Below are 21,433 nucleotides of genomic sequence, written 5' to 3' on the forward strand. Positions count from 1 at the left end.
AGGTAAACTTATTTTAAGAAGGATGCACTACTGCTCTTGCCTCGATCTGTGACACTTTTAAGTTGACATGGGTCTGCTTTTCCACCAAAAAGATTAACCTTTTGAATAACAAAAGAAGATGGTTTTTGCACCTCACTATTCACTGGATCAACATTATTTGTTTGTACTCCAGGAGAAGCTTCAGATTTCGTTTGTAAACCAGCAGTCTTAGGAGGTACCAGTGGCTTACCTTCTGTTTGCACAGAACGTAACGGAGATGTAGGTTTAGATTTTTCATTATCATCAGATTCATGACCACTGTCAGAACTTTCACTTCTTTTTTACCGTCTGATTGCGGAGTTGAAGGTGTTGAATCTTCCCACTCACTATCAGATGTACGATTTTGATCATCATCTTTGTCATCACTTTCGCTATCTAAGGATTTAGTTACTTCTAGCATAGAAGAATTCTGCAAATTCTCAAATGCGTTCTTTATCAAATTTGTATTTTCGTTATTACTTAGCTTTTTATCATTTTTATTCTGATCGGAAACTTTTCTCAACGTAAAATCCTTCTTCTTTGTTTGTTCCAACAAAGCATTTCTATCATCCTATTGATTAGCGTTATTACTAACTTCAGCACCAGGCTTATCAGAACCATTGGTCTTTTTCAATGAATTAATTCCACCTGGAGCTGAAGGAGGAGATGGTGGTGAAACAGCACCTTGTGGCAATGGAGGTGGTGGTGTCGGTGTACTGGATGTTCCAGGAGTTACTGGAAGTGATGATGTATGAGTGTTGCTATGTTCAAGTCCTTTTGCTTTCTGTAAACTACTATCTTGCGTAATAGTTTAGACTTGATCTGACAGATTAATAAAGTAAGATAAAAATATAAATAAATTTTAAAGGAGTGTCAGACATGAGTACAACACAAGAAAAAATACTAGAACCAAAGTTGGGGTTGCTAGAACTTGCAAAGCAATTAGGAACTCTAATAATTTAGACTTGATCTGACAGAAGAATTGACGAGTTCAAAACTGATATCAGAATCTGTTTTAATGTTATCAATATTTTTTTTTGGTAAGCAATACTCATACTATCAAAAAAGGTCTGCATAGGCATAGCAATACTTACTGGAATGAGTTCTATCTCTGTTATAAGAATGCAACCAATGACGACATCTAACTGAAGCTCCTCCAAAGTACTATAAATCTTTTTCCTAAAGATAATATTGTAACATTCATCTTGCATAGTTCTATGAAACCTTTGACATATACCATTAGTTTGTGGAGAATAAGCTTTGGTTCTAGAATGATCAATATTTTCTACTCCCAAATATAACAGGTACGCATGACTACCTGGTTTACCACAATACTCTGTACCACGATCAGTTAAAATGCGTAGCAATGGAACTTTCTGTTCATCAAAAAATGGTATAACTCTATCATTGAGAAGATCTGCAGCTGTGATAGCAGTTTTCTCCGTATAAAGCTTAGCGAAGGCCACTCTAGAGTAGGTGTCAATAAAAGTTTGTTGATAAATTCTTCGAATACCTTTGATATTGCCTACATAATAGGTATCTTGACTACCTAAGTATCCAGGGTGTTGTGTCTCAATTTCGCCATTGGCTTCTTTTTGTTCCCTAGTTTTTTTCTAAAGCAGCAACTTGCTCCTCCGTTAAAATTATACCGTCTTGGACCACCTTTGCTTCCAGGGCTTTCAATCTCTTTTTAAAATTTTCGAGATCGTTTCTTTGCCATATTGACCTTATACCACTAGCAGATATTAGAATTCCTTTTTTCTTTAATTCATTAGCTGCTCTTTCTTGTCCATATGCTGGAAACTCTACTGCTATTTTAACTACTGCTTCTTTTGTATCCTTTGGTACTCTATTGGTAAGTAATGGTTTGCTTTTGTTTATCTCATATAATGCTTTTCCCCTCCTGTTTCATATAGCTCTTTGAAGCGGTAAAATGTATCCCTTGAATATCCCATTACTTTACACGCTTGGGATACATTTCCTAATTGCTTTGCAAGTTCTAGCAACCCCAACTTTGGTTCTAGTATTTTTTCTTGTGTTGTACTCATGTCTGACACTCCTTTAAAATTTATTTATATTTTTATCTTACTTTATTAATCTGTCAGATCAAATCTAAACTATTATAATTTAAGACTTAAATCATCGGATTTAGAAGAAGAAAAAAAAGACGATTACAAGAAAAGTTAAATGAAAAAACTCAAGAAGTGATTAAACTGACTGTAGATTTAGAAGAACTGAGTAAGCAATCGGAAGAGAAAGAAACTAAATATTTCAGTAGGATTAAAGAGTTAGAAAAAAAAATCTTAATAAAGAAAGAAAAAACAGTGAAGAGTTGGAAAATTATAGCATCAATCTGGAGGAAGAAAGTCAAATTCAACATAAAAAGTACAAAGAGTTACTATTTGAGAAGCATTCTATAAAAGAAGAAGTTTCAGATTTGAATGATCAATCTTCATTAGTTTATCATAATCGTGTGAGCTTAGCACAAGATTTGGCAAAAACATGATATATTTGTTCAAAGAGAATGTAAGAGAAGGAGATAAAGTGATTATATCACAGGAAACTGTATTAGAGATTTTGAATAGATTGGAGGAATTAATCAAGAATGTTGGAGTCAGTGATCAAGAAATAAAAGGAGTAATTGAAGAAATATCTGTACAAACTAATGATAGCCTTGCTCCTTCAGATATAAGTAATGGAGATTTATCAGCACTACCAAATAAAGAGCTAGATAAAGCTTAATATTCAGAAGATTTTGGATATTCTAGTAGATGTTCTACTCCCGTCTGATGCCACCTTGCATTTTGAGTTTAGTTAGAATATCAACTAAAGTTGATCGCTGGTACAATTGTGATAAGTGTTCTCCTCTACAGGTAAGACAATTTTAATCAATATATATAAGAATGCTGAAGTTTTGTATATGGATGATGAGCAATTTACTTAATAAATATAATACGTTTTATTTTATAGCTAGTTCTCTGGCTACTTTCACGTTACTTGAATCTTTAGCGCTTATTAATGTACCTAATTCTTTAATTCTCGCTTTAGCTGTATTATCTGTTTTGGCTTTTATGATTTTATATAAAATAATTATTGACGCTAGTAAAGTGGAGAAGAAATTTGCTCACAAAGAGCGTGAGTTGACTCAAGAAAAGCACAATTTATACGAGAAAGAAAGAAAATTTGGTCAAAAAATAGAAGATGAGAGGAAATCTTTTCTTAAAGAAAAAAAATCTTTGGAGGAGAAATTAGAAGAAAAAATTATCTATATAATTGGAATGGAAATTATTACTGGGTCAAACACTATATACAATGCTGTAATTACAGACAAATTAGAAAAAGTAACGAAGGAGAAAGATGAGCTTACTGCACAAGAAAAAGAACTACTCCATAAAATCTCATATTTGTGTAAACAGTTACAGGAAAAAGAAGCTGATCTAACTGAGAGGAAAAAACTTATAATCGAATTGAAAAGAAAAATAGACAGTGATAAATATGGAGAATTATATAAGGAAATAGACAAATTACGTAAAGAGAAACGTATACTATATATGCAAAAAGAAGAATTGCATAAAAGAAAAGAAGAACTTTGTGTGAAATCAGATGAATTACAATGTAAATTTAAAGAAATTGGTCAGAAAAATAAAAACTTATTTCAAGAGTTAAAAAGGAAATTTGAAGAGCTAGATAAAGCAGACGGTTTCATTAAAAATCAATCTTTTGAGTCAGACAGAATAAGACAAGATTGTAATAACGAAGTGAAAAATTTAAGAAATTCACTTTTAGAGCAATACAGTCAAATAAAAGAACTTCAATATTTGATAGATAAGATAGAAGAATCGATGAGAGAAAATGAAACAATTAAAGATTATAGCAAAAAAATAGTATTAGGAGAGACTCAGAAAGTAAAATTTATATTAGGGCAGCTTATGGAATTCAAGCCAATTAAAGGTTCGAAAACATCGGAGGAAACTTCTGATTCTTTACAGGAAGATCTTGGATGCGCCAGTCGTTCACCCACTACGACCAGATTATCGTGTTCAATGTCTATACAAGGCATTGCAAGTGGAACAATCACTGAATATCGATTGTAAAATGCAACAATTACTCTTATTATAAAAAAAATTATACAAGATAATGAATCCAATAATATGCGCACTAGATACACAAGATTTGAATAAAGCTATATCTTTAGCTAATGGTCTGCGTGATAAGGTTGGCATGATCAAGCTTGGGTTGGAATTTTTTGCTGCACATGGCCCTTCTGGAGTGAGAGAAGTTGCAAAGTGCAATATACCAATTTTTTTAGATCTTAAATTGCATGATATTCCAAACACTGTCGCTAGAACGATTGAAGCAATCAAGATTCTAGATATTGAAATGCTAACATTACATATCAGTGGTGGAACAAAAATACTTAAAGAAGCACTAAGTGTAGTGCAAGGAAAGAAAATAAAGCTAATTGGAGTAACAGTACTGACCAGCATGATCAATGAAGATCTGAGTGAACTCGGAGTAGCAAGGGAAGCAAAATCACAGGTAATTTTGCTGGCAAAGCTTGCAAAAAAGATTGGACTACATGGAGTAGTTTGCTCTGCACTAGAAGCTCAAGAAGTGCGCCAAGAATGTGGTAAAGACTTTAAAATTATTACTCCAGGAATCCGTATGAATTCAACTCATAATGATCAAAAAAGGACAGCAACACCAAAAGAAGCAATAAATTCAGGAACTGATTATATCATAATTGGCAGACCCATTACAAAAAGTGACAATCCCGCAAGTAGTGCAGAATTAATATTGAAATCCCTTACTGATTGAAGCAGGGCAGATAAGGTAGAATAGGGTAAAAGCAACAAATGGTATGTATCCGTTCAGCAGGGTGGCAAAACAAGGTAGACGAGAAAAGATAACTAAATGGGTGTCATCCCAGTGCTTGACACTGGGATCCAGATATAAAAAGTATTTGCAAATTATGCAGTAAATAATAGTCCTTAAGGACATATGTCAAAATAATGTCCAAAAACTAGATCACAGTGTCAAGCACTGGGATGACATCATAGACACGCAAAGCTACTTGTTTCGAAAACAGTATGTTAAACTAATTTTGCCTCGAACACAAAGGCAGTGCTTGACACTGTTTACTATGAAAATTGCCACAATGTTCGTACAGCTGTGACTGAAATGATAAAAAGAGGATAATTAAAGGGTAACATTTATTGTTTTAGCAAATTTGTACAGCTACGTACTTTACTTGCACATTCTTCTGAACAGATACGCAGCGAAAAAATGCTTGACACAAAAAAAATGGATGCTGTATGGTACTAACAGTTAAGTATAGTATTTACCGTGGTGTAATACTACACTACCTTTTTTTTCCTTCAACAAGTAATCATTATTATTTTTTTCTCACTGCCAAGTAGCTTACGTTCATCTGTATCTACCATGAAGCCAATGCTAGAATCCAGAAAAAAGACCAGTGAATGGCAGGCGCGAGCATTATACGTATACAGTTGTATGAACGTTGTTTACCATGAGGGCAACATCCCAGCACTGGGATCCATATTGTAAACAAGCGTTTGAGTTATAATAAGCTGCCATTCACCGGTCTTGTTTCTGAATGAAGTTTACATGATAACAAAAAGGTACTGAGATGAAAGATTACCTTCAAATTACAATACTATTCTAATTTTATTTTTAAAGGAGGCTATTATGTCACTTACTGATATCGCTCACCGTGTTAATGAACTCGCTTCATCATGGGAGCAATTTAAATTAATAAATGATCGCAAACTAAAAGAAATCGAAAGCAAAGGACCTGCAACGATCGAGGAGCTATGCAAGATAAATAGTAATATTGATAATTGCAAAGAGCGCTTAGATTTTATTGAAACCTCAGCTCAACGCCCAGAGATTAACACAGATTGTAATACAGGTGATAAATATTTTTCTGATTATATTCGCAAAGGAATGGAAAACAGGTTATCACATAAAACCCTAAGTGGAGATGACAATGATATTCGAGGGTATTTAGTTATTCCTCATATTGTAAAACGCATAAACAAGCGTGTAACTGATTCATCTCCAATGCGGCAGATATATTCCAATCAAAGAATCTCTACTGAAACGCTGGATTATATTATAGAAGATTGTGACCGTGTTGGTGCAGGTTGGAGTGGTGAAGTAGTAGACGACGAGGATGGTAGCTATAAATCCAAGTATGATTTTGCACAAGACACAAGTACACCTAAAATTCAAAAGATTTCCATCACAACTTATGAGCTCTATGCTCAGCTGCAAATATCACAAAATTGCTCGATGATGCATTTGTCAATGTTGAAAATTTACTTGTAGAAAAGGTTGCCGAAACTTTCAGTAAGAAGGAGAACGAAGCCTTTATTAAAGGTGATGGCACTTTTCAGCCTAAAGGAATTTTAACTTACGAAAATGGAAATGGTCATAATAAGATAGAGCAAATTAAAGCTGATAAGCTAGACAGCGACGCCATAATGATATTGTACTACTCTCTAAATGAACATTACTCTAAAAATGCATCATTTTTGATGAACAGGAGTACGTTAAAGGACGTGAGGCTACTAAAATCTGAAACAGGTCAGTATCTTTGGTAGCCCAGTTTATCGCTTGAAAAACCAGATACTTTAATGGGAATACCAGTATATCAATCTGCTGATATGCCACCTACAATGATTGCAGTAGCGGATTTTAAACAAGCTTATAAGATCGTAGATAACAGAGGAATGAGAACTACTTAGAGACCCTTATACAAACAAACCTTATGTTAGATTTTTTGTCACTAAGCGTGTTGACGGGGAGATTGTCAACACCAGTGCTATTAAATTGTTGAAAATTGCGAGCAAGTACTAAAATTTTTATGAAATAATTGACATATTATACTTTTTATATAACAATTAAATTATTATTAATTTAAGGAGTAAAATATGTTAAAAAAATAAAAGAGTCTTTTAAGTGGATTGCAGGAAGAATTTCATCAGTCTGGAACAGCATTAAAAACTTGTGTTCTGGTCAATCGGATCAAAAGATTCTAACGAGAAAAGATGTGATGACGAAACTAATAAATGGTAAAGCCAATTTTTCTTTTGCTATTGTAGAAGATAATAGTAAGCGGTTAGTAATCCATATAAGGGACAAGGACATACTAGAATCTCTGGATTGGAGAAATATTAATTATGAAGATCCATCAAAATATCGTGTATGTGTCAAACGTGACAAAGATATATTCAAAATTACTTACAGCGAACTTGTTGCCGTGAACAATAATTTTGTATCCTTTATAGTGAACTCGGTAGAAGATGGTAAAACTTCGTCTTGTGAGTTAGAAGGAATGAAAAAGATGTTGGGTTTAAATAGTAATCGTGAAGTTTTTTGTAATAGTTTAGATTTGATCTGACAGATTAATAAAGTAAGATAAAAATATAAATAAATTTTAAAGGAGTGTCAGACATGAGTACAACACAAGAAAAAATACTAGAACCAAAGTTGGGGTTGCTAGAACTTGCAAAGCAATTAGGAAATGTATCCCAAGCGTGTAAAGTAATGGGATATTCAAGGGATACATTTTACCGCTTCAAAGAGCTATATGAAACAGGAGGGGAAAAGCATTATATGAGATAAACAAAAGCAAACCATTACTTACCAATAGAGTACCAAAGGATACAAAAGAAGCAGTAGTTAAAATAGCAGTAGAGTTTCCAGCATATGGACAAGAAAGAGCAGCTAATGAATTAAAGAAAAAAGGAATTCTAATATCTGCTAGTGGTATAAGGTCAATATGGCAAAGAAACGATCTCGAAAATTTTAAAAAGAGATTGAAAGCCCTGGAAGCAAAGGTGGTCCAAGACGGTATAATTTTAACGGAGGAGCAAGTTGCTGCTTTAGAAAAAAACTAGGGAACAAAAAGAAGCCAATGGCGAAATTGAGACACAACACCCTGGATACTTAGGTAGTCAAGATACCTATTATGTAGGCAATATCAAAGGTATTCGAAGAATTTATCAACAAACTTTTATTGACACCTACTCTAGAGTGGCCTTCGCTAAGCTTTATACGGAGAAAACTGCTATCACAGCTGCAGATCTTCTCAATGATAGAGTTATACCATTTTTTGATGAACAGAAAGTTCCATTGCTACGCATTTTAACTGATCGTGGTACAGAGTATTGTGGTAAACCAGGTAGTCATGCGTACCTGTTATATTTGGGAGTAGAAAATATTGATCATTCTAGAACCAAAGCTTATTCTCCACAAACTAATGGTATATGTCAAAGGTTTCATAGAACTATGCAAGATGAATGTTACAATATTATCTTTAGGAAAAAGATTTATAGTACTTTGGAGGAGCTTCAGTTAGATGTCGTCATTGGTTGCATTCTTATAACAGAGATAGAACTCATTCCAGTAAGTATTGCTATGCCTATGCAGACCTTTTTTGATAGTATGAGTATTGCTTACCAAAAAAAAATATTGATAACATTAAAACAGATTCTGATATCAGTTTTGAACTCGTCAATTCTTCTGTCAGATCAAGTCTAAATTATTAGAGGTATAATATAATATTTAAGTTATTTATGATAAAAAATAGATTTCTTGCATAACCAGCCAGTCCGCGATTTAGCAAGAAAATCTAGATTCCAGTAGTGCAAGAAATCTAATTTCTACGTATTCAAATATGGAAGTCCTAGTTTGTTGAACAGAACGCTGAGAAGTATCAATAAGAAGCTCCCTTTTGAGTAAAATTTTCTGCAACGGAGTTATCGTAATAACATCCCTTGTGTACGTTGAATGAGCAAATTGGTCAAATATACGAAAGAGTTATAATACAGATTTTACTCAAAAATATTGAAACAATCTCACAAATCTTAAACTAAGTTCTCAATTTCTCAAAGAAATCTTTTAATAAAAGAGAACATTTTGTTTCTAATATTCCACCATAAACTTCAGGTATGTGGTTACAGAATTGAAATATTCTAGTGCCGTTTTCAACTCCTCCACCTTTGGGATTGTAAGCCCCGAAGTACAGACGTTTAATTTTTGCAAAAGAGATAGCTTGAGCGCACATCGGGCATGGCTCTAACGTTACGTACATTTCAGCTTCATAAAGCGTGGAAGTTGAAAATGCTTTTCTAATTGTTAACATTTCTGCATGTGCAGTTGGATCATTAGATATATTGTGTGCAGAGGAGATGATATTGTTTCCATTAACTATTACAGCACCTATTGGCACTTCGCCATCTTTCTGAGCAAGTTTTGCTTGCTCTATGGCAAGTTCCATGTATTGGTACTTAAACATTAGGTGGTTGGGTAAATATAATTTTCTTTTCTTGGCTTTTCTATTTTTTCTAGGTTATAGAATCCACTAAGGACTATTGTCCTTTTTACAAGGCTATCTATTTCTCTCTTTAAATATTTTTTTATTTCTTCTACCGATTTTAGTTCGTTTATAGCTACAACTACTTCTTCCATTATATCCTCTATAATTTGATCCTCCTCTAATTTATATATTATTTGTTCTATATGCCTATCTTCGAAGGTCGCAGATCCATATGTAATGCTATTTTTACTATTTCTTAGTAACATTTTACCTCTCTATTAGAATAGAGTTTATTCAGTTCTATTAAACTCTATTGTCAATAGCTGCCTTAATAAATGATGTAAAGAGAGGATGAGGAGAAAATGGTCTTGATTGAAATTCTGGATGAAATTGCACACCAATAAACCATGAGTGATTTTTTAGCTCCACTGCCTCTATGCATGTTTTATCTTCTGATATACCACTGCATATCATTCCATTCTCTTCTAAGTTATTTTTATAATCTAAATTAACTATATATCTGTGTCTGTGTCTTTCTGAAATAGTGACACTACTATACACATTTGCCATTTTTGAATTTGGATTTACATTACACTTGTATGTTCCAAGTCTCATGGTTCCACCAAGATCAACGTTCTTACCATCAGCGAGCTTGATGATTGGGTGTTTGCAAGTATAAAATTCTTCAGAGTCTACATCTTCAAGCTTAATAACGTTACGAGCAAATTCAATCACTGCAAGCTGCATACCAAGACATATTCCTAAAAAAGGAATGTTATTTACACGGGCATAGTTTATTGCTAATATTTTGCCTTCTATTCCGTTATCACCAAATCCTCCTGGAACAAGGACTGAATTAGAGCTTTGTAATTTTTCTCTGATAAACTTTGCATCTATAAATTTTCCATTCTCTTCTCTTGAGTTGACCCAATTTATCTTCACTCTAGCTTTATTACTAATTGCACCATGGTTTAATGCTTCAATCAGTGATTTATATGCGTCAGGAAATTCAGTATATTTTCCTACTATGGAAACGATAACTTCTTGTGTTGGATGTCTCATAGAGTGTACTATTTGGTCCCATTTAGGCAAGCTTGGTTTTGGCTTACTTAAGTGAAAGTGATCCAAAATTTGTGTCCCGAGCCCACATTGATTATACAAGGAAGGTAACTCGTATATATGGCTTACATCAGGAGCAGGTATTACGTTAGATAAAGAAACATTGCAAAGATTGGCTATCTTTTCTTTTTGATTATCGGAAATTTCTTTTTCACTGCGACATAATATAATATCTGGTTGTAACCCCGCAGAGTTTAACTCTCGAACTGAATGCTGTGTCGGTTTTGTCTTTAATTCTTGTGCTGCAGTGAGATATGGTATTAAAGTTAAATGAATAAGGATAACTTTTTGCTTTCCTAGTTTATAATTGACTTGGCGTATAGCTTCCAAAAACGGTTGGCTTTCAATATCACCTACGGTTCCGCCTATTTCGCATATTACAAAATCTAAATCCTCTGTACCATTAAAAATGAAAGATTTGATTAAATCTGTCACATGAGGAATGATTTGCACAGTTTTGCCTAGATAATCACCACACCTTTCCTTCTTTAATAATTTATTATATACTTTGCCAGTCGTTATATTGTCGTCCTTGGTTGCTTTAATTTTAGTAAAACGCTCGTAATGTCCAAGGTCTAAATCAGTTTCAGCACCATCCTCAGTAACAAATACTTCCCCGTGCTGAGCTGGGCTCATTGTTCCAGGATCAATGTTGAGATATGGGTCAAGCTTTCTGATGCGAACATTGAACCCATGAGCTTGAAGAAGTGCCCCCACACTTGAAGCAACTAAACCCTTACCAAGTGATGAAACAACTCCACCTGTAACAAAGATAAACTTGGTTTCTTTCATTAATTTTCAAATGGAACAGAAGTTGATTGGCCTTCTTGCTTTTTTTCTAATATAATCTTCTCTGCAATTGATTTTTTATGTACATCTTTTGAACATAATCCTGATAGTAACAGTGTATTTACAATGAACAGTCCAGCAACTATAGTAGTTATTCTACTGAGTGGATTTTCAGAAGACTTTACCGGAATTATTGAATTCATTCCCTGTTGTGAATTACTAAAGCCACTTAACGAACCACTTTCAGGTGGCTGCAGGAGCACTAAAATTACCAATACAACAACCAATATTATTTGAAGTACACTAAGCACTGTTACTGACATTATGAATAGAGCTAAAAATACAAATTTTAGGAGCATGAGGATCATAAGTCAAGAATATCTTTACCCAAGTAACTTGACTACTGGAATCTAAGTATGTATTAAACCTTATTTAAATTATGAGCTATCACATTTTAAAATACAAAGATTATGAGCCAAAAATGGATGAAAGTTCTTTTATCGCAGATGGTGTGCGTATCATAGGTAACGTTGAAATAGGAAGGAATGCGAGTATCTGGTTTAATTGTGTGATCAGAGGAGATGTTGGATCAATCGAAATAGGTGATGAAACGAATATTCAAGATGGCACCGTAATTCATGTAGATAGAAATCCAGGAGGTGACACGGTTATTGGTAGTATGGTGACGGTTGGACATTTTTGTGTGTTGCATGCATGCACGATACATGATAAAGCATTTATTGGTATGGGCTCTGTTATAATGGATCATGCGATTGTCGAGTCTGAAGCTATGGTAGCTGCTGGTTCACTGGTGACACATGGAAAAGTGATAAAAAGTGGTGAAGTATGGGCTGGCAGGCCAGCACAATTCTTCAAAAAAATGTCAAATGAAGAAATAAAACATATTACACAATCTGCACAAAACTATATCATGCTGATGAAAGAATATAAGGCTATGTGCTAGGCTGAGAAATCTTCAGCTCTGGTGCACATTCTACGCTAACTACTTCAAAAGTTTCTTCAACTATATAATTCTTATCAATATAAGGCTCAATCACTTTTTCAACTCTAGTTTGCTTATCAATAAGCTGATTAATAAAACCACCTCTGACTATAATATCCTTTATTGGCCAATTTGTTTCTGTTGGAGTACCTGATGATTTAGCTGCAAGTTTCATCAGTTCTGATGTTAGAAAAAGAGATATAGTATTGTTTAAGTTAAGAGAGAAATTTGCATGACTCCTGCAGTGTTCAAGAGATTTGCCCACTAGATAATCTGGTATTTCACCTATAACCTTTCTTATTAGCCAATTGCATTCTTTGGTAAGTATGCTTGCTTCTTTTGGAACTTGTAGCAGTATTATAATATCATTCCTAATTCTACTTTCTTCTTGAGAAAAAAGTTCGCTGTAAGCTCCTTTTTTACTGTGTTTCTCAAAATACTTAGGAAAATAAATATTGAGATATTCAGAGTGTAATTCTATTCGATTTTTCTGATCATTTTCCAAGACAAACGTATATTTATCACCATTTTGCTTAAGTTCGCATAACTTAAATTTACTAAGGTCAGAGTCTGGAAATGGCTTTTCAATTTTAAAAGCAAGTGTAAGAGTGTGCGTTGTGTGATCAAATTCATTTTTTTCTTGTAGACCATCTTGTAGACTATAGTACTTATTTTTTTCATATTCCTTTTTTTCTCTACTAGCATTAACTTCCTGTTCATTAAAACTTTCAACATCATAAAAAAATTCTTCTTCATCTAGCTCTTCCCCTGTTAGAGCATCCTCAAAAACATCCTGTTCATCCTCTAAATCAATCTCATTACCTTTCGTTTCTATTTTATTCTCTATACTTATTTTTTTTGTATGGTTATTTCCATTGCTAGCAGTTATTTGACGATGTGCATCGTTAATTTTAAAAAAGCTCTTTACTCTTGATATTAACCTATTCCATGAAAGTCTGACTTGATTGAGTAGCCATTTGAAACTCTTCATTATTTTACCCAACGTGCTCACCAAGAATTATAACAGAATAAATTAAATATGTCAATAAGATACGCAGATTGTACTAACTGGGAATTAGTGGCAGCACTTAACATCTGTGTAAATTTTGACATAGGCGTTTTCTGCATTTTAACCGAATCAGTAGGGAGGACACCATTGATATTCTCCTTTTGGAAGCAACTTGAATAAAACTGATAAAGTTTGAATTAAAGTGTGATTAGGAAAGTGAGTGATGAGAACTCTTTATTTGGACTTCTTTTGATTCATCTATTTTGGTATTAGGTCTTAGTGCTTCATATGTAGCACCACCAGCTACGAGTGCAGATGCTGTAGCTATGCCAATTATTGCTAATATACCTAGTCTAGTTGTATGTTCAAGTATAGTACTCGCTACTAGCCCAACAGCAAGAACAACACCAATAACAGCAGTGTACAATATTCTAGGATTATTTGAATTAGGCATATAGCTCACTAACTCTCTGCAACACTTTTCTGATTCTTTCTCTATGCCCCCGAGCTTATTTAGATCTTCTTTTTCTATTTTAGCATTTAATTCTAGTTTCTTACATAATTCTTGCATTTGTTCTACTTGTTTTTCTAATGTTTTTAAAAAATTTATTATTTTTGTTCCTTGTAATTTTATCATTTTTTCCTTACGTAGTAACTTTGATACTGGCATTGCTATTTCTTCTACCTCTTTTTCTGTTTTCCTTTCCAATTCCACTACTTTTTCTATTACCTTTTCTGATATTTTAGTGTCTTTTTTTAGTTCTATTCCAAACTTTCTTTTTTTTAACTCTGATTTTGCTTCTTCTAATGATTCTAATAGATTCCACAGCTTTTTACCGTAATTCTGGCTCTGTTCTGGTGACATATACTGACTGTCTTTTAACTTTTTTGGTGATATGGTCTGATTTTTACCATCTTTAAGCTTTTTTGAGTTTTTACCAGCACTTGCTTTAGCCATAATAAACCTCGCATATTAGATAATACTACTACGTAACATCTTTAAACCTCAATGTCAAATAGTATCTTTACATAATATAACTCATAAACAGAAAATTTTAGTAGTATTACATTGAGAAACTGGTATTGGTTTTCAATTTTTCTGTTAGTTAATTCTTGCTTTCTAGGTTAAGTTGTCTCTGATAACCATGATGGTAAATCTTGTTAATTTGAAGCGTGGATTTTAGCCTCTCTCATCCTCACATTAGTTACATATTCTTTCGCAAAGGGCTAATGATAGCAATGAACTTATTAGTAAAATTCAGTGATTTATAACTGACAATTAGAGCTGTATTAGTAACTCACTTTAAATAAGCTACTCAACTGTGACAGATTTAGCTAAATTTCTCGGACAATCTACATCTAACCCTTTTTTTTCTGCAATAGAATAAGCAAGAAATTGCATAGCAACACTGTAGATAATTGGAGAAACAAAATTGTCAACTTCTGGAAGTTCCACCACATCTATGCAAATTCCCTTTAAGAGCGGTGCTCCTTGCTTATCACTAAAGGCAATTACTTTACCTTTTCTTGCAATAATCTCTTGTATATTGGATAGCGTTTTAAAGAATAAATTATCGTAAGGAATAATTGCGATAACAAGTACAGTAGAGTCTATCAAAGCGATAGAACCGTGCTTCATTTCTCCCGCTGCAATACCAATTGTGTTGATATATGAAAGCTCTTTTATCTTCAATGCACCTTCCATTGCAACTCCATATGAGCTTCCTCTCCCAATTATAATTATATTATTGTGCTCTAATATACTGCCTGATATATGTTGTATTTCCATCACATTTAAAACATGCTCAACATGTTCGGAAATAGAATTAATAGCACCGCTTAGTTCCTTTATCCTTTCTCTACCCAGTATACCTTTTATTTTTCCAAGTTCTACAGCAAAGCATGCTAAAATTGCAAGCTGCGTAGAAAAGGTTTTTGTCGAAGCAACACCAATCTCAGGTCCAGCAAGAGTATGCAATACAATATCTGAGGCTTTTTCTATGCTGCTATTAAATGTATTAATTATGCTAATGATCATTTGTTTCTGCAATCTTGCATAACGTAGTGCTTCCATAGTATCTGCAGTTTCACCAGATTGAGAAATGAATAAGCCAATACTACCTTCTTCGAGCTTGACGCTGCTATACCTAAATTCTGACGAGATTTCTAGATATACCCGAATTTGAGCAATACTTTCCAGCCAACACTTTGCTATTAGTCCAGCAAAATAGGATGAACCGCATCCAACTATAGTAATGTAACCTAGTTCAGAAAATAATTCTTTGTTGATTTCTTTATATTGTTTATAAAATTGATTTATTGTTTTCTTTAATGCATACGGCTGCTCAAAAATTTCTTTTAGCATAAAGCTAGGGTAACCATTTTTACTAATTAGAAAATTCCTTGGACTGCTATTTTCTGTTCTGCGTTTAACTTGCGTGCCATTATTATATATACTAAACTCGTTAGGTTTTATTACTGCAATATCATTATCTTCTAAATGCAATACTTTTTCTACAAATGAACTCAAAGCATTAGTATCAGAGGCAGCAAATACTTTATTACAGTTATATCCTATTGCTAAAGGCAAATTTCTTTTTGCAACAAATAAAGTATCTGGATATTCTGCAAATAATAAAGCCAAAGCAAGTGAACCTTGTAAATTGTTTAGACACTGTAATATAGAATCAACTGGTGACAATCCTTCATTAAGATATGCAGTTAATATGTTTGGTATTACTTCTGTATCAGTGTCGGTATGAAAAGATACTCTCTTTTCCTCCAGATCCTTTTTTAATATATTGTAATTTTCAATTATGCCATTATGAGCAACAACAACATTATTTATATAAATGGGATGAGCATTTTTAAGATTTGGAACTCCATGTGTAGCCCAACGAGTATGTGCTATACCAACCTTGCTACTAGATATCTTGCTCTCATGAACAACTTCACATAATCTTTCAACTTTACCTTCTGATTTTTTGACTTCTATCTCACCTCTATTGTTTATAATTGCTATACCTGAAGAGTCATAGCCTCTGTATTCCAATTTTTGCAACGCGGCTAGTAGAGTTGGTATTACTGAATCACCGCTACTTACTATACCTAGTATTCCACACACCTCGTAAATTATGAAGCATTTCTGTCTTTTTTACTTTCCTCTAGTTTATTTTTCTTGCCATTCTTTTCAATTTTGCTTTTTTCAATAGATTTAGCTACTGGATTTTGAATTTCTTTATTTAAGATTTCAGATATAGCAGACTTTAGGATTTTTATTTCAATTTTTGGTGCTATTTCTAGTATTAGTTGTGCATTTACTTCGTCAACTTTGTTTACTTCACCTATTATTCCACTAGAAGTAATAACCGTATCACCACGTTTTATTTGATCTATCATCCTTCTATGTTCTTTTAGTTTTTTGTGATTGGGGCGAATAATGAGAAAATAAAATACTACAAATATTAAAATGAGTGGAATAAAGCTAGCAACAGATGCTGATACATTGTTAGTCGCATCTGCTGCAAAAACCTCAGAAATAAACATATTTAATCCCAATTATTAACGATAAAACTAAATAGATTAAGCAGCAATTACAATATCATGTCAAGTCTCTGAAAGAAATTAATTCAAATTAATAAGAAACTTAAAGAATTTTAGGGTGTTCCTGCTGTAATGGCGGGAGTGATGAGACTTGAACTCACGACCTCATGCGTGACAGGCATGCGCTCTAACCAACTGAGCTACACCCCCCATTGCTTTTTAACGTCTGCAGCTTTAAAGCTAATCAACGTGTTGCCACTTGTCAATATTTTTTGTTTGCGCTTTTTTGTCTTTTTTATTACTATGTAAATAACTTAATTTCACACATGGCTTATGCAAATAGTCCCATTAGGGTTATGCCATGGAAGGTAAACTATTTGGAGGAGTAAATATGATAAATTTGCCTAAAGTTACTATACGTGATTTAGCTGAATCTGGCGTGCATTTTGGCCATAAAGTTAGTCGCTGGAATGCGAAAATGGCCCCATACATATATGGTATACATCAACAGAATCGCATACACATAATAGACTTACGAAAAACATTACCATTGTTAGAGGTGGCGATGAAAGCTTTATACGGTATTGCATCTCAAGATGGTCGAATTTTATTTGTTGGTACGAAATTTCAAGCTTTAGATATTGTTGCAAGTGAAGCAGTTCGTTGTGGTCAATATTATGTAAATGATCGATGGCTTGGTGGTATGCTTACTAATTGGAACACTGTTTCTTCTTCGATAAAAACTTTGATACAATATGAGAAAATATCCAATGATGAAGATAGCATCTTAACAAAAAAAGAATTAGGAAACATTGAAAAGAAAAGAAAAAAGCTTGATAAAGAATTGGGTGGAATTAGAGAAATGGGAGCAGTTCCTGATATTTTATTTATTATTGATACTAACAAAGAGCATATAGCGGTTAAAGAGGCCAAAAAACTGGGTATTCCTGTAGTTGGAGTACTTGATACCAATTCTGACCCAGATGGTATTGCCTATCCTATACCAGGAAATGATGATTCAAGAAAATCAATAGAGCTCTATTGTAAATTAGTTGCTGATTCTATATTAGCCGGAATAGAGTCTAGTTTGACAAGGTCTAGAGTTAAGAATGATGAGCTTATTCAAGAAAAAGAAGAGGATATTGTGCAAACTAAAAAGAAGCGTATTAAGGTTGAAACAGAAAGGGGGGTAATAGTAAGTAAATGAAGATGGATTCAAGTATTATAAGGGAATTACGCGATAGAACAGGGCTTGGCTTAAGCGATTGTAAGAAAGCGTTAGAAGAGTGTGATGGTGATATTAAGAAAGCCGTTGATAGGTTGCGTACAATAGGGCTTGCTAAAGCTGACAAAAAGTCTGATAGAGTAGCTTCGGATGGGCTTATTGCTATGTGCTTGGCTAAAAATTATGGTGTATTGGTTAGAGTCAATTGTGAAACTGATTTTGTTGCTAGAAATGAGAAGTTCATAGCATTAGTTTCAAATTTAGCATCAATTGCTTGTCAAGAACGTTGTACTAGTCTTGATGAGTTAAAAAATGCTAAATGTGAAGATGTTGGTACAGTACAGGAAGCTATTATGAGTGGTACATCGGTTCTTGGTGAGAAGTTAGAGTTAAGCAATCTTTGCTACCTAGAGACTAAGGATGGGATTATTGCTGGCTATGTACATGGTGATATGCATGGCTTAGGTAAGATTGGTGCTTTAGTAGCATTGCAATCATCTGGTGATAAACAAGAGATTGGAAAGCAAATAGCTATGCATGTAGTTGCTATGAAACCTGAAGCTTTATCTATAGATGACTTAGATCAAGAAAAATTAAACAATGAGCGTTCTATAATTGAGGAGCAAGTAAAGAGCTTAAATAAACCTGAAGAGGTAGCGAAAAAAATAGTAGATGGACGAATGGCTAAATACTATGAAGAAGTTGTTCTGCTGGAGCAGAAGTTTATAAGAGATGATAAAATAAAGATTGCTGATTTTATAGAATCAAGTGCTGTTAAATTAGCTAGTTATAAGTTACTTACTTTGGATGGTGCAAGTAAGTAACAAAACTTCAGAAGTAAAATACCCCAGAGTTTTATTCAAAATCTCTGGGGAGGCTTTGATGGGATCAAAGCTGTTTGGCCATGATATGGAAGTAATAGATAAACTATCCAAAGACATAGTTGAAGTTTGTAATCTCGGAGTTCAAGTTTGTATTGTTGTTGGTGGTGGGAATATTTTTCGTGGTGCATCAGCATCTTTAAGTGGCTGTGAAAGAGCAAGCAGTGATTATATTGGAATGCTTGGCACTGTCATTAATGCTTTAATTTTGCAAAATTTTTTAGAAAAAAGCTCTATAGTCTCTAGGGTGTTGTCTGCTATACCTATGACTACTATATGTGAGCCTTATATAAGAAGGAAGGCTATTCATCATTTAGAAGAGGGCAGGGTGATAATTTTTGCAGCAGGAACGGGTAATCCATTTTTTACTACGGATACAGCTGCAGCTTTACGCGCTGTTGAAATGAATTGTAATGTTATTTTAAAAGGTACGCAAGTAAGTGGCGTGTATTCTGCTGATCCAAAAAAAAATGAGAATGCTGTAATGTACGATAGGCTTTCTTACACGGATTTGTTAACTCGTGATTTGAAGGTTATGGATGCGTCAGCAATTTCACTTGCTCGTGAAAATTCTATTCCAATTGTAGTTTTTTCTTTGAAAAGTGAAAAAATGGTCAATATTGTTAAAGGTCAAGGTACTTATACTATAGTCTCAGATTATAAACATTAGGTAATTTATGTTAAACAAAATAAAAGCTAAAACAAAAGAAAGAATGCTAAAAACTATTCAGTCTTTTCATGATGATATGAAAGGTGTACGTACTGGTAGAGCTAACTCATCATTACTTGATGGTATAGTTGTAAATATCTATGGTGGACATCAAAAACTGAACCAAGTTGCAGGCGTTTCAGCTATAGATAACAAAACTCTATCAGTTAAAGTTTGGGATGCTACTGTTATCGGTGAAGTAAAAAATGCGATAATCAATGCTAACCTGAATTTAAATCCTGTTGTTGAAGGAAATACTATACGTATAGTTCTTCCAGACTTAACACAAGAAACCCGTGAGAAGTTAGTGAGGTTATTGCATCAATTTTCTGAAAATGCACGAGTTGCAATTAGAAATATACGCAGAGATATTATGGAAGAAATAGAAGAAATGAAGAAAAATAAGGCAATCTCAGAAGATGATTTTCATGTTGCCAAAAAGGAAATACAAAACATTACTGATGATAATATAAAAAAAGTCGATGACGACTTATCTATTAAAGAAAAGGATATATTGCATCATTAAGTTAATATGGAAGAATTTTCAGTGTTGAAAAACATACAAGGATTCGATACATATGCAACTGTATGAATGCTGTGATTCAGATCTCATCATTACGCACACATTTGATCGTTATACCTTTTGAAATCTAGAAAAAAAAAGCTTTTCAGCTTGATTTTTTATTACGATAATTAAGTTTACACTCTTGAGCGAAAACGATGCTGAGACGCCTTTTCCTTATTTTTGCATTTGTATTACTCATCCCACTGTCAAATGTTGATGCCAGAAGATATATCAGAATTGTTGGATCTTCAACTGTTTTTCCTTTTATCTCATTTATATCTGAAGAATTCAGCCGTATATTTTCCTTTAAAACTCCAGTTGTAGAATCGATAGGAAGTGGATCAGGGTTCAAAATGTTTTGTTCAGGAATAGGGGAAGGCACACCAGATATCACTACTTCATCTCGCCCTATGAAGGAAGTAGAGAGAGAATTATGTAAAAGAAATAAAGTGAATGAAGTAATAGAGATCATAATTGGCTATGATGGAATTGTTATTGCAAATTCAAATCAAAGCCATAGATTTGATTTTACAAAAAATGACCTATTTGAAACTTTATCTTCATATTCTGAAGACAATGATAGATTAGTAAAGAATAACAAGAAATTTTGGTCTGACGTAAATCAAGCTCTACCAAAAACAGAAATTAAAATCTATGGCCCACATCAAAATACAGGTACACATGAAACTTTGATTAATTTTATTATGCTTGATCAATATTCGTGTATGAACTCAAGGATTTTCAAAGAGAATTATCAAGACCAAGAAAAGAGAAAGAAAGCATGTAGTAATATCAGAGATGATGGAAGATATATAGAAGTTGGAATTAATGAAAACATAATAATACAAAAGTTGAAGAGTAATAAAAATGCTTTAGGAATATTTAGCTTCAGCTTTTTAGCGAGAAACCAAGATGAGATTCAAGGAAGCACAATCGCAGGAATTGAGCCAACTTATAAAAATATATCATCGGGGGAGTATATGTTAGCAAGGCCTTTATATCTTTATATCAAGAAAGAACACTTAGATACTGTTGATGGATTAAGGGAATTCATTAGAGAAGTTGTAGACTCTATTAGTACTGAAGGTGGATATCTATCTAGGCTTGGTCTAATTCCACTTTCAAGTGAAGATATGAAGAAAATCTTGGAAAAGGTTCGTGATATAATATTATGATGACTTTGATATTTTTTTTATTCTGGATACTAGGTTGACAATAGAATATTT

General features: G+C 33.5%; 21 protein-coding genes, 1 tRNA gene and 4 pseudogenes. 14 read left to right on the forward strand and 12 right to left on the reverse strand.

All coding sequences use genetic code 11. The annotated features are described in order from the left end of the window. Positions 1–139 precede the first annotated feature (139 nt). Entirely contained in the window at positions 140–541 is a 402-nt protein-coding gene (locus tag wTKK_RS05930; protein ID WP_407512703.1) for a hypothetical protein, read from the reverse strand. Positions 542–638: 97 nt separating this feature from the next. On the opposite strand from wTKK_RS05930, the gene wTKK_RS05935 reads away from it, so the two are divergent. Beyond that, complete coding sequence (locus wTKK_RS05935) at positions 639–773, forward strand: hypothetical protein (protein ID WP_407512705.1); 135 nt, start codon at positions 639–641, stop codon at positions 771–773. 204 nt (positions 774–977) lie between these two features. Here wTKK_RS05935 and wTKK_RS05940 read toward each other — a convergent pair. After that, a pseudogene (locus wTKK_RS05940) lies at positions 978–2,066 on the reverse strand (IS481 family transposase). A gap of 284 nt (positions 2,067–2,350) precedes the next feature. Between wTKK_RS05940 and wTKK_RS05945 the strand changes: the two are divergent. The 7 genes and pseudogenes from wTKK_RS05945 to wTKK_RS05975 all read left to right on the forward strand — a co-directional run bounded on the left by wTKK_RS05945 (position 2,351) and on the right by wTKK_RS05975 (position 8,586). Then, positions 2,351–2,524: a hypothetical protein gene (locus wTKK_RS05945; protein WP_407512707.1), complete on the forward strand. Its 174-nt coding sequence runs from the start codon at positions 2,351–2,353 to the stop codon at positions 2,522–2,524. 38 nt (positions 2,525–2,562) lie between these two features. After that, positions 2,563–2,760, forward strand: a complete 198-nt coding sequence (locus tag wTKK_RS05950) for a hypothetical protein (RefSeq protein ID WP_407512709.1) — start codon at positions 2,563–2,565, stop codon at positions 2,758–2,760. Positions 2,761–2,945: 185 nt separating this feature from the next. After that, complete coding sequence (locus tag wTKK_RS05955) at positions 2,946–4,112, forward strand: hypothetical protein (protein ID WP_458695415.1); 1,167 nt, start codon at positions 2,946–2,948, stop codon at positions 4,110–4,112. A 43-nt stretch (positions 4,113–4,155) separates the two neighbouring features. Continuing rightward, entirely contained in the window at positions 4,156–4,836 is a 681-nt protein-coding gene (gene pyrF / locus wTKK_RS05960; protein WP_407512712.1) for an orotidine-5'-phosphate decarboxylase, read from the forward strand. Between the two features lie 891 nt (positions 4,837–5,727). Further along, positions 5,728–6,900: pseudogene (locus wTKK_RS05965) on the forward strand (phage major capsid protein). 196 nt (positions 6,901–7,096) lie between these two features. Next, positions 7,097–7,444, forward strand: coding sequence for a hypothetical protein (locus wTKK_RS05970; RefSeq protein ID WP_407512714.1), 348 nt, complete (start codon positions 7,097–7,099; stop codon positions 7,442–7,444). A 53-nt stretch (positions 7,445–7,497) separates the two neighbouring features. Continuing rightward, positions 7,498–8,586, forward strand: a pseudogene (locus wTKK_RS05975) (IS481 family transposase). Positions 8,587–8,703: 117 nt separating this feature from the next. Here the strand turns inward: wTKK_RS05975 and wTKK_RS06315 are convergent. The 5 genes and pseudogenes from wTKK_RS06315 to secG all read right to left on the reverse strand — a co-directional run. Then, positions 8,704–8,845: pseudogene (locus wTKK_RS06315) on the reverse strand (IS3 family transposase); the annotation flags it as partial. 72 nt (positions 8,846–8,917) lie between these two features. Then, the gene (locus tag wTKK_RS05980) at positions 8,918–9,325 is read right to left on the reverse strand and encodes a nucleoside deaminase (RefSeq protein ID WP_211907921.1); all 408 of its coding nucleotides are present in this window, start codon (positions 9,323–9,325) and stop codon (positions 8,918–8,920) included. 17 nt (positions 9,326–9,342) lie between these two features. Further along, positions 9,343–9,630, reverse strand: coding sequence for a hypothetical protein (locus tag wTKK_RS05985; RefSeq protein WP_407512716.1), 288 nt, complete (start codon positions 9,628–9,630; stop codon positions 9,343–9,345). A 37-nt stretch (positions 9,631–9,667) separates the two neighbouring features. Continuing rightward, positions 9,668–11,275 (reverse strand): CTP synthase, encoded by a 1,608-nt coding sequence (locus wTKK_RS05990; protein WP_407512718.1) that lies wholly within the window; start codon positions 11,273–11,275, stop codon positions 9,668–9,670. Then, positions 11,275–11,595 carry a preprotein translocase subunit SecG gene (gene secG, locus wTKK_RS05995; protein ID WP_407512831.1) on the reverse strand — a complete coding sequence of 107 codons (321 nt, stop codon included), beginning with the start codon at positions 11,593–11,595 and terminating at the stop codon, positions 11,275–11,277. The genes wTKK_RS05990 and secG overlap by 1 nt, the downstream gene beginning before the upstream one ends. Positions 11,596–11,711: 116 nt before the next feature. Between secG and wTKK_RS06000 the strand changes: the two genes are divergently transcribed. Further along, entirely contained in the window at positions 11,712–12,236 is a 525-nt protein-coding gene (locus wTKK_RS06000; protein ID WP_407512720.1) for a gamma carbonic anhydrase family protein, read from the forward strand. Here the strand turns inward: wTKK_RS06000 and wTKK_RS06005 are convergent. The 5 genes from wTKK_RS06005 to wTKK_RS06025 all read right to left on the reverse strand — a co-directional run bounded on the left by wTKK_RS06005 (position 12,226) and on the right by wTKK_RS06025 (position 17,037). After that, positions 12,226–13,266, reverse strand: a complete 1,041-nt coding sequence (locus tag wTKK_RS06005) for a hypothetical protein (protein ID WP_407512721.1) — start codon at positions 13,264–13,266, stop codon at positions 12,226–12,228. The two genes, wTKK_RS06000 and wTKK_RS06005, sit on opposite strands and share 11 nt — an antisense overlap. 226 nt (positions 13,267–13,492) lie before the next feature. Next, positions 13,493–14,242 (reverse strand): hypothetical protein, encoded by a 750-nt coding sequence (locus wTKK_RS06010; RefSeq protein WP_407512723.1) that lies wholly within the window; start codon positions 14,240–14,242, stop codon positions 13,493–13,495. A 354-nt stretch (positions 14,243–14,596) separates the two neighbouring features. Next, positions 14,597–16,408 carry a glutamine--fructose-6-phosphate transaminase (isomerizing) gene (glmS, locus tag wTKK_RS06015; protein ID WP_407512725.1) on the reverse strand — a complete coding sequence of 604 codons (1,812 nt, stop codon included), beginning with the start codon at positions 16,406–16,408 and terminating at the stop codon, positions 14,597–14,599. An 8-nt stretch (positions 16,409–16,416) separates the two neighbouring features. Then, positions 16,417–16,830: a preprotein translocase subunit YajC gene (yajC, locus tag wTKK_RS06020; protein ID WP_407512728.1), complete on the reverse strand. Its 414-nt coding sequence runs from the start codon at positions 16,828–16,830 to the stop codon at positions 16,417–16,419. Positions 16,831–16,960: 130 nt separating this feature from the next. Next, positions 16,961–17,037 (reverse strand) — tRNA-Asp (locus wTKK_RS06025). A gap of 181 nt (positions 17,038–17,218) precedes the next feature. On the opposite strand from wTKK_RS06025, the gene rpsB reads away from it, so the two are divergent. The 5 genes from rpsB (at position 17,219) to wTKK_RS06050 (ending at position 21,382) form a co-directional block, all read left to right on the forward strand. Next, positions 17,219–18,034, forward strand: coding sequence for a 30S ribosomal protein S2 (rpsB, locus tag wTKK_RS06030; protein WP_407512731.1), 816 nt, complete (start codon positions 17,219–17,221; stop codon positions 18,032–18,034). Next, complete coding sequence (tsf, locus tag wTKK_RS06035; protein ID WP_407512732.1) at positions 18,031–18,876, forward strand: translation elongation factor Ts; 846 nt, start codon at positions 18,031–18,033, stop codon at positions 18,874–18,876. The genes rpsB and tsf overlap by 4 nt, the downstream gene beginning before the upstream one ends. Then, positions 18,860–19,603 (forward strand): UMP kinase, encoded by a 744-nt coding sequence (pyrH, locus tag wTKK_RS06040; protein ID WP_407512734.1) that lies wholly within the window; start codon positions 18,860–18,862, stop codon positions 19,601–19,603. Before tsf ends, pyrH begins: the two co-directional genes overlap by 17 nt. A 7-nt stretch (positions 19,604–19,610) precedes the next feature. Continuing rightward, positions 19,611–20,168: a ribosome recycling factor gene (gene frr, locus wTKK_RS06045; RefSeq protein ID WP_407512736.1), complete on the forward strand. Its 558-nt coding sequence runs from the start codon at positions 19,611–19,613 to the stop codon at positions 20,166–20,168. Positions 20,169–20,362: 194 nt separating this feature from the next. After that, positions 20,363–21,382, forward strand: coding sequence for a substrate-binding domain-containing protein (locus tag wTKK_RS06050; RefSeq protein ID WP_407512738.1), 1,020 nt, complete (start codon positions 20,363–20,365; stop codon positions 21,380–21,382). Positions 21,383–21,433: the final 51 nt, after the last annotated feature.

The sequence above is a fragment of the Wolbachia endosymbiont of Trichogramma kaykai genome (assembly GCF_045765165.1).
GTDB lineage: Bacteria > Pseudomonadota > Alphaproteobacteria > Rickettsiales > Anaplasmataceae > Wolbachia.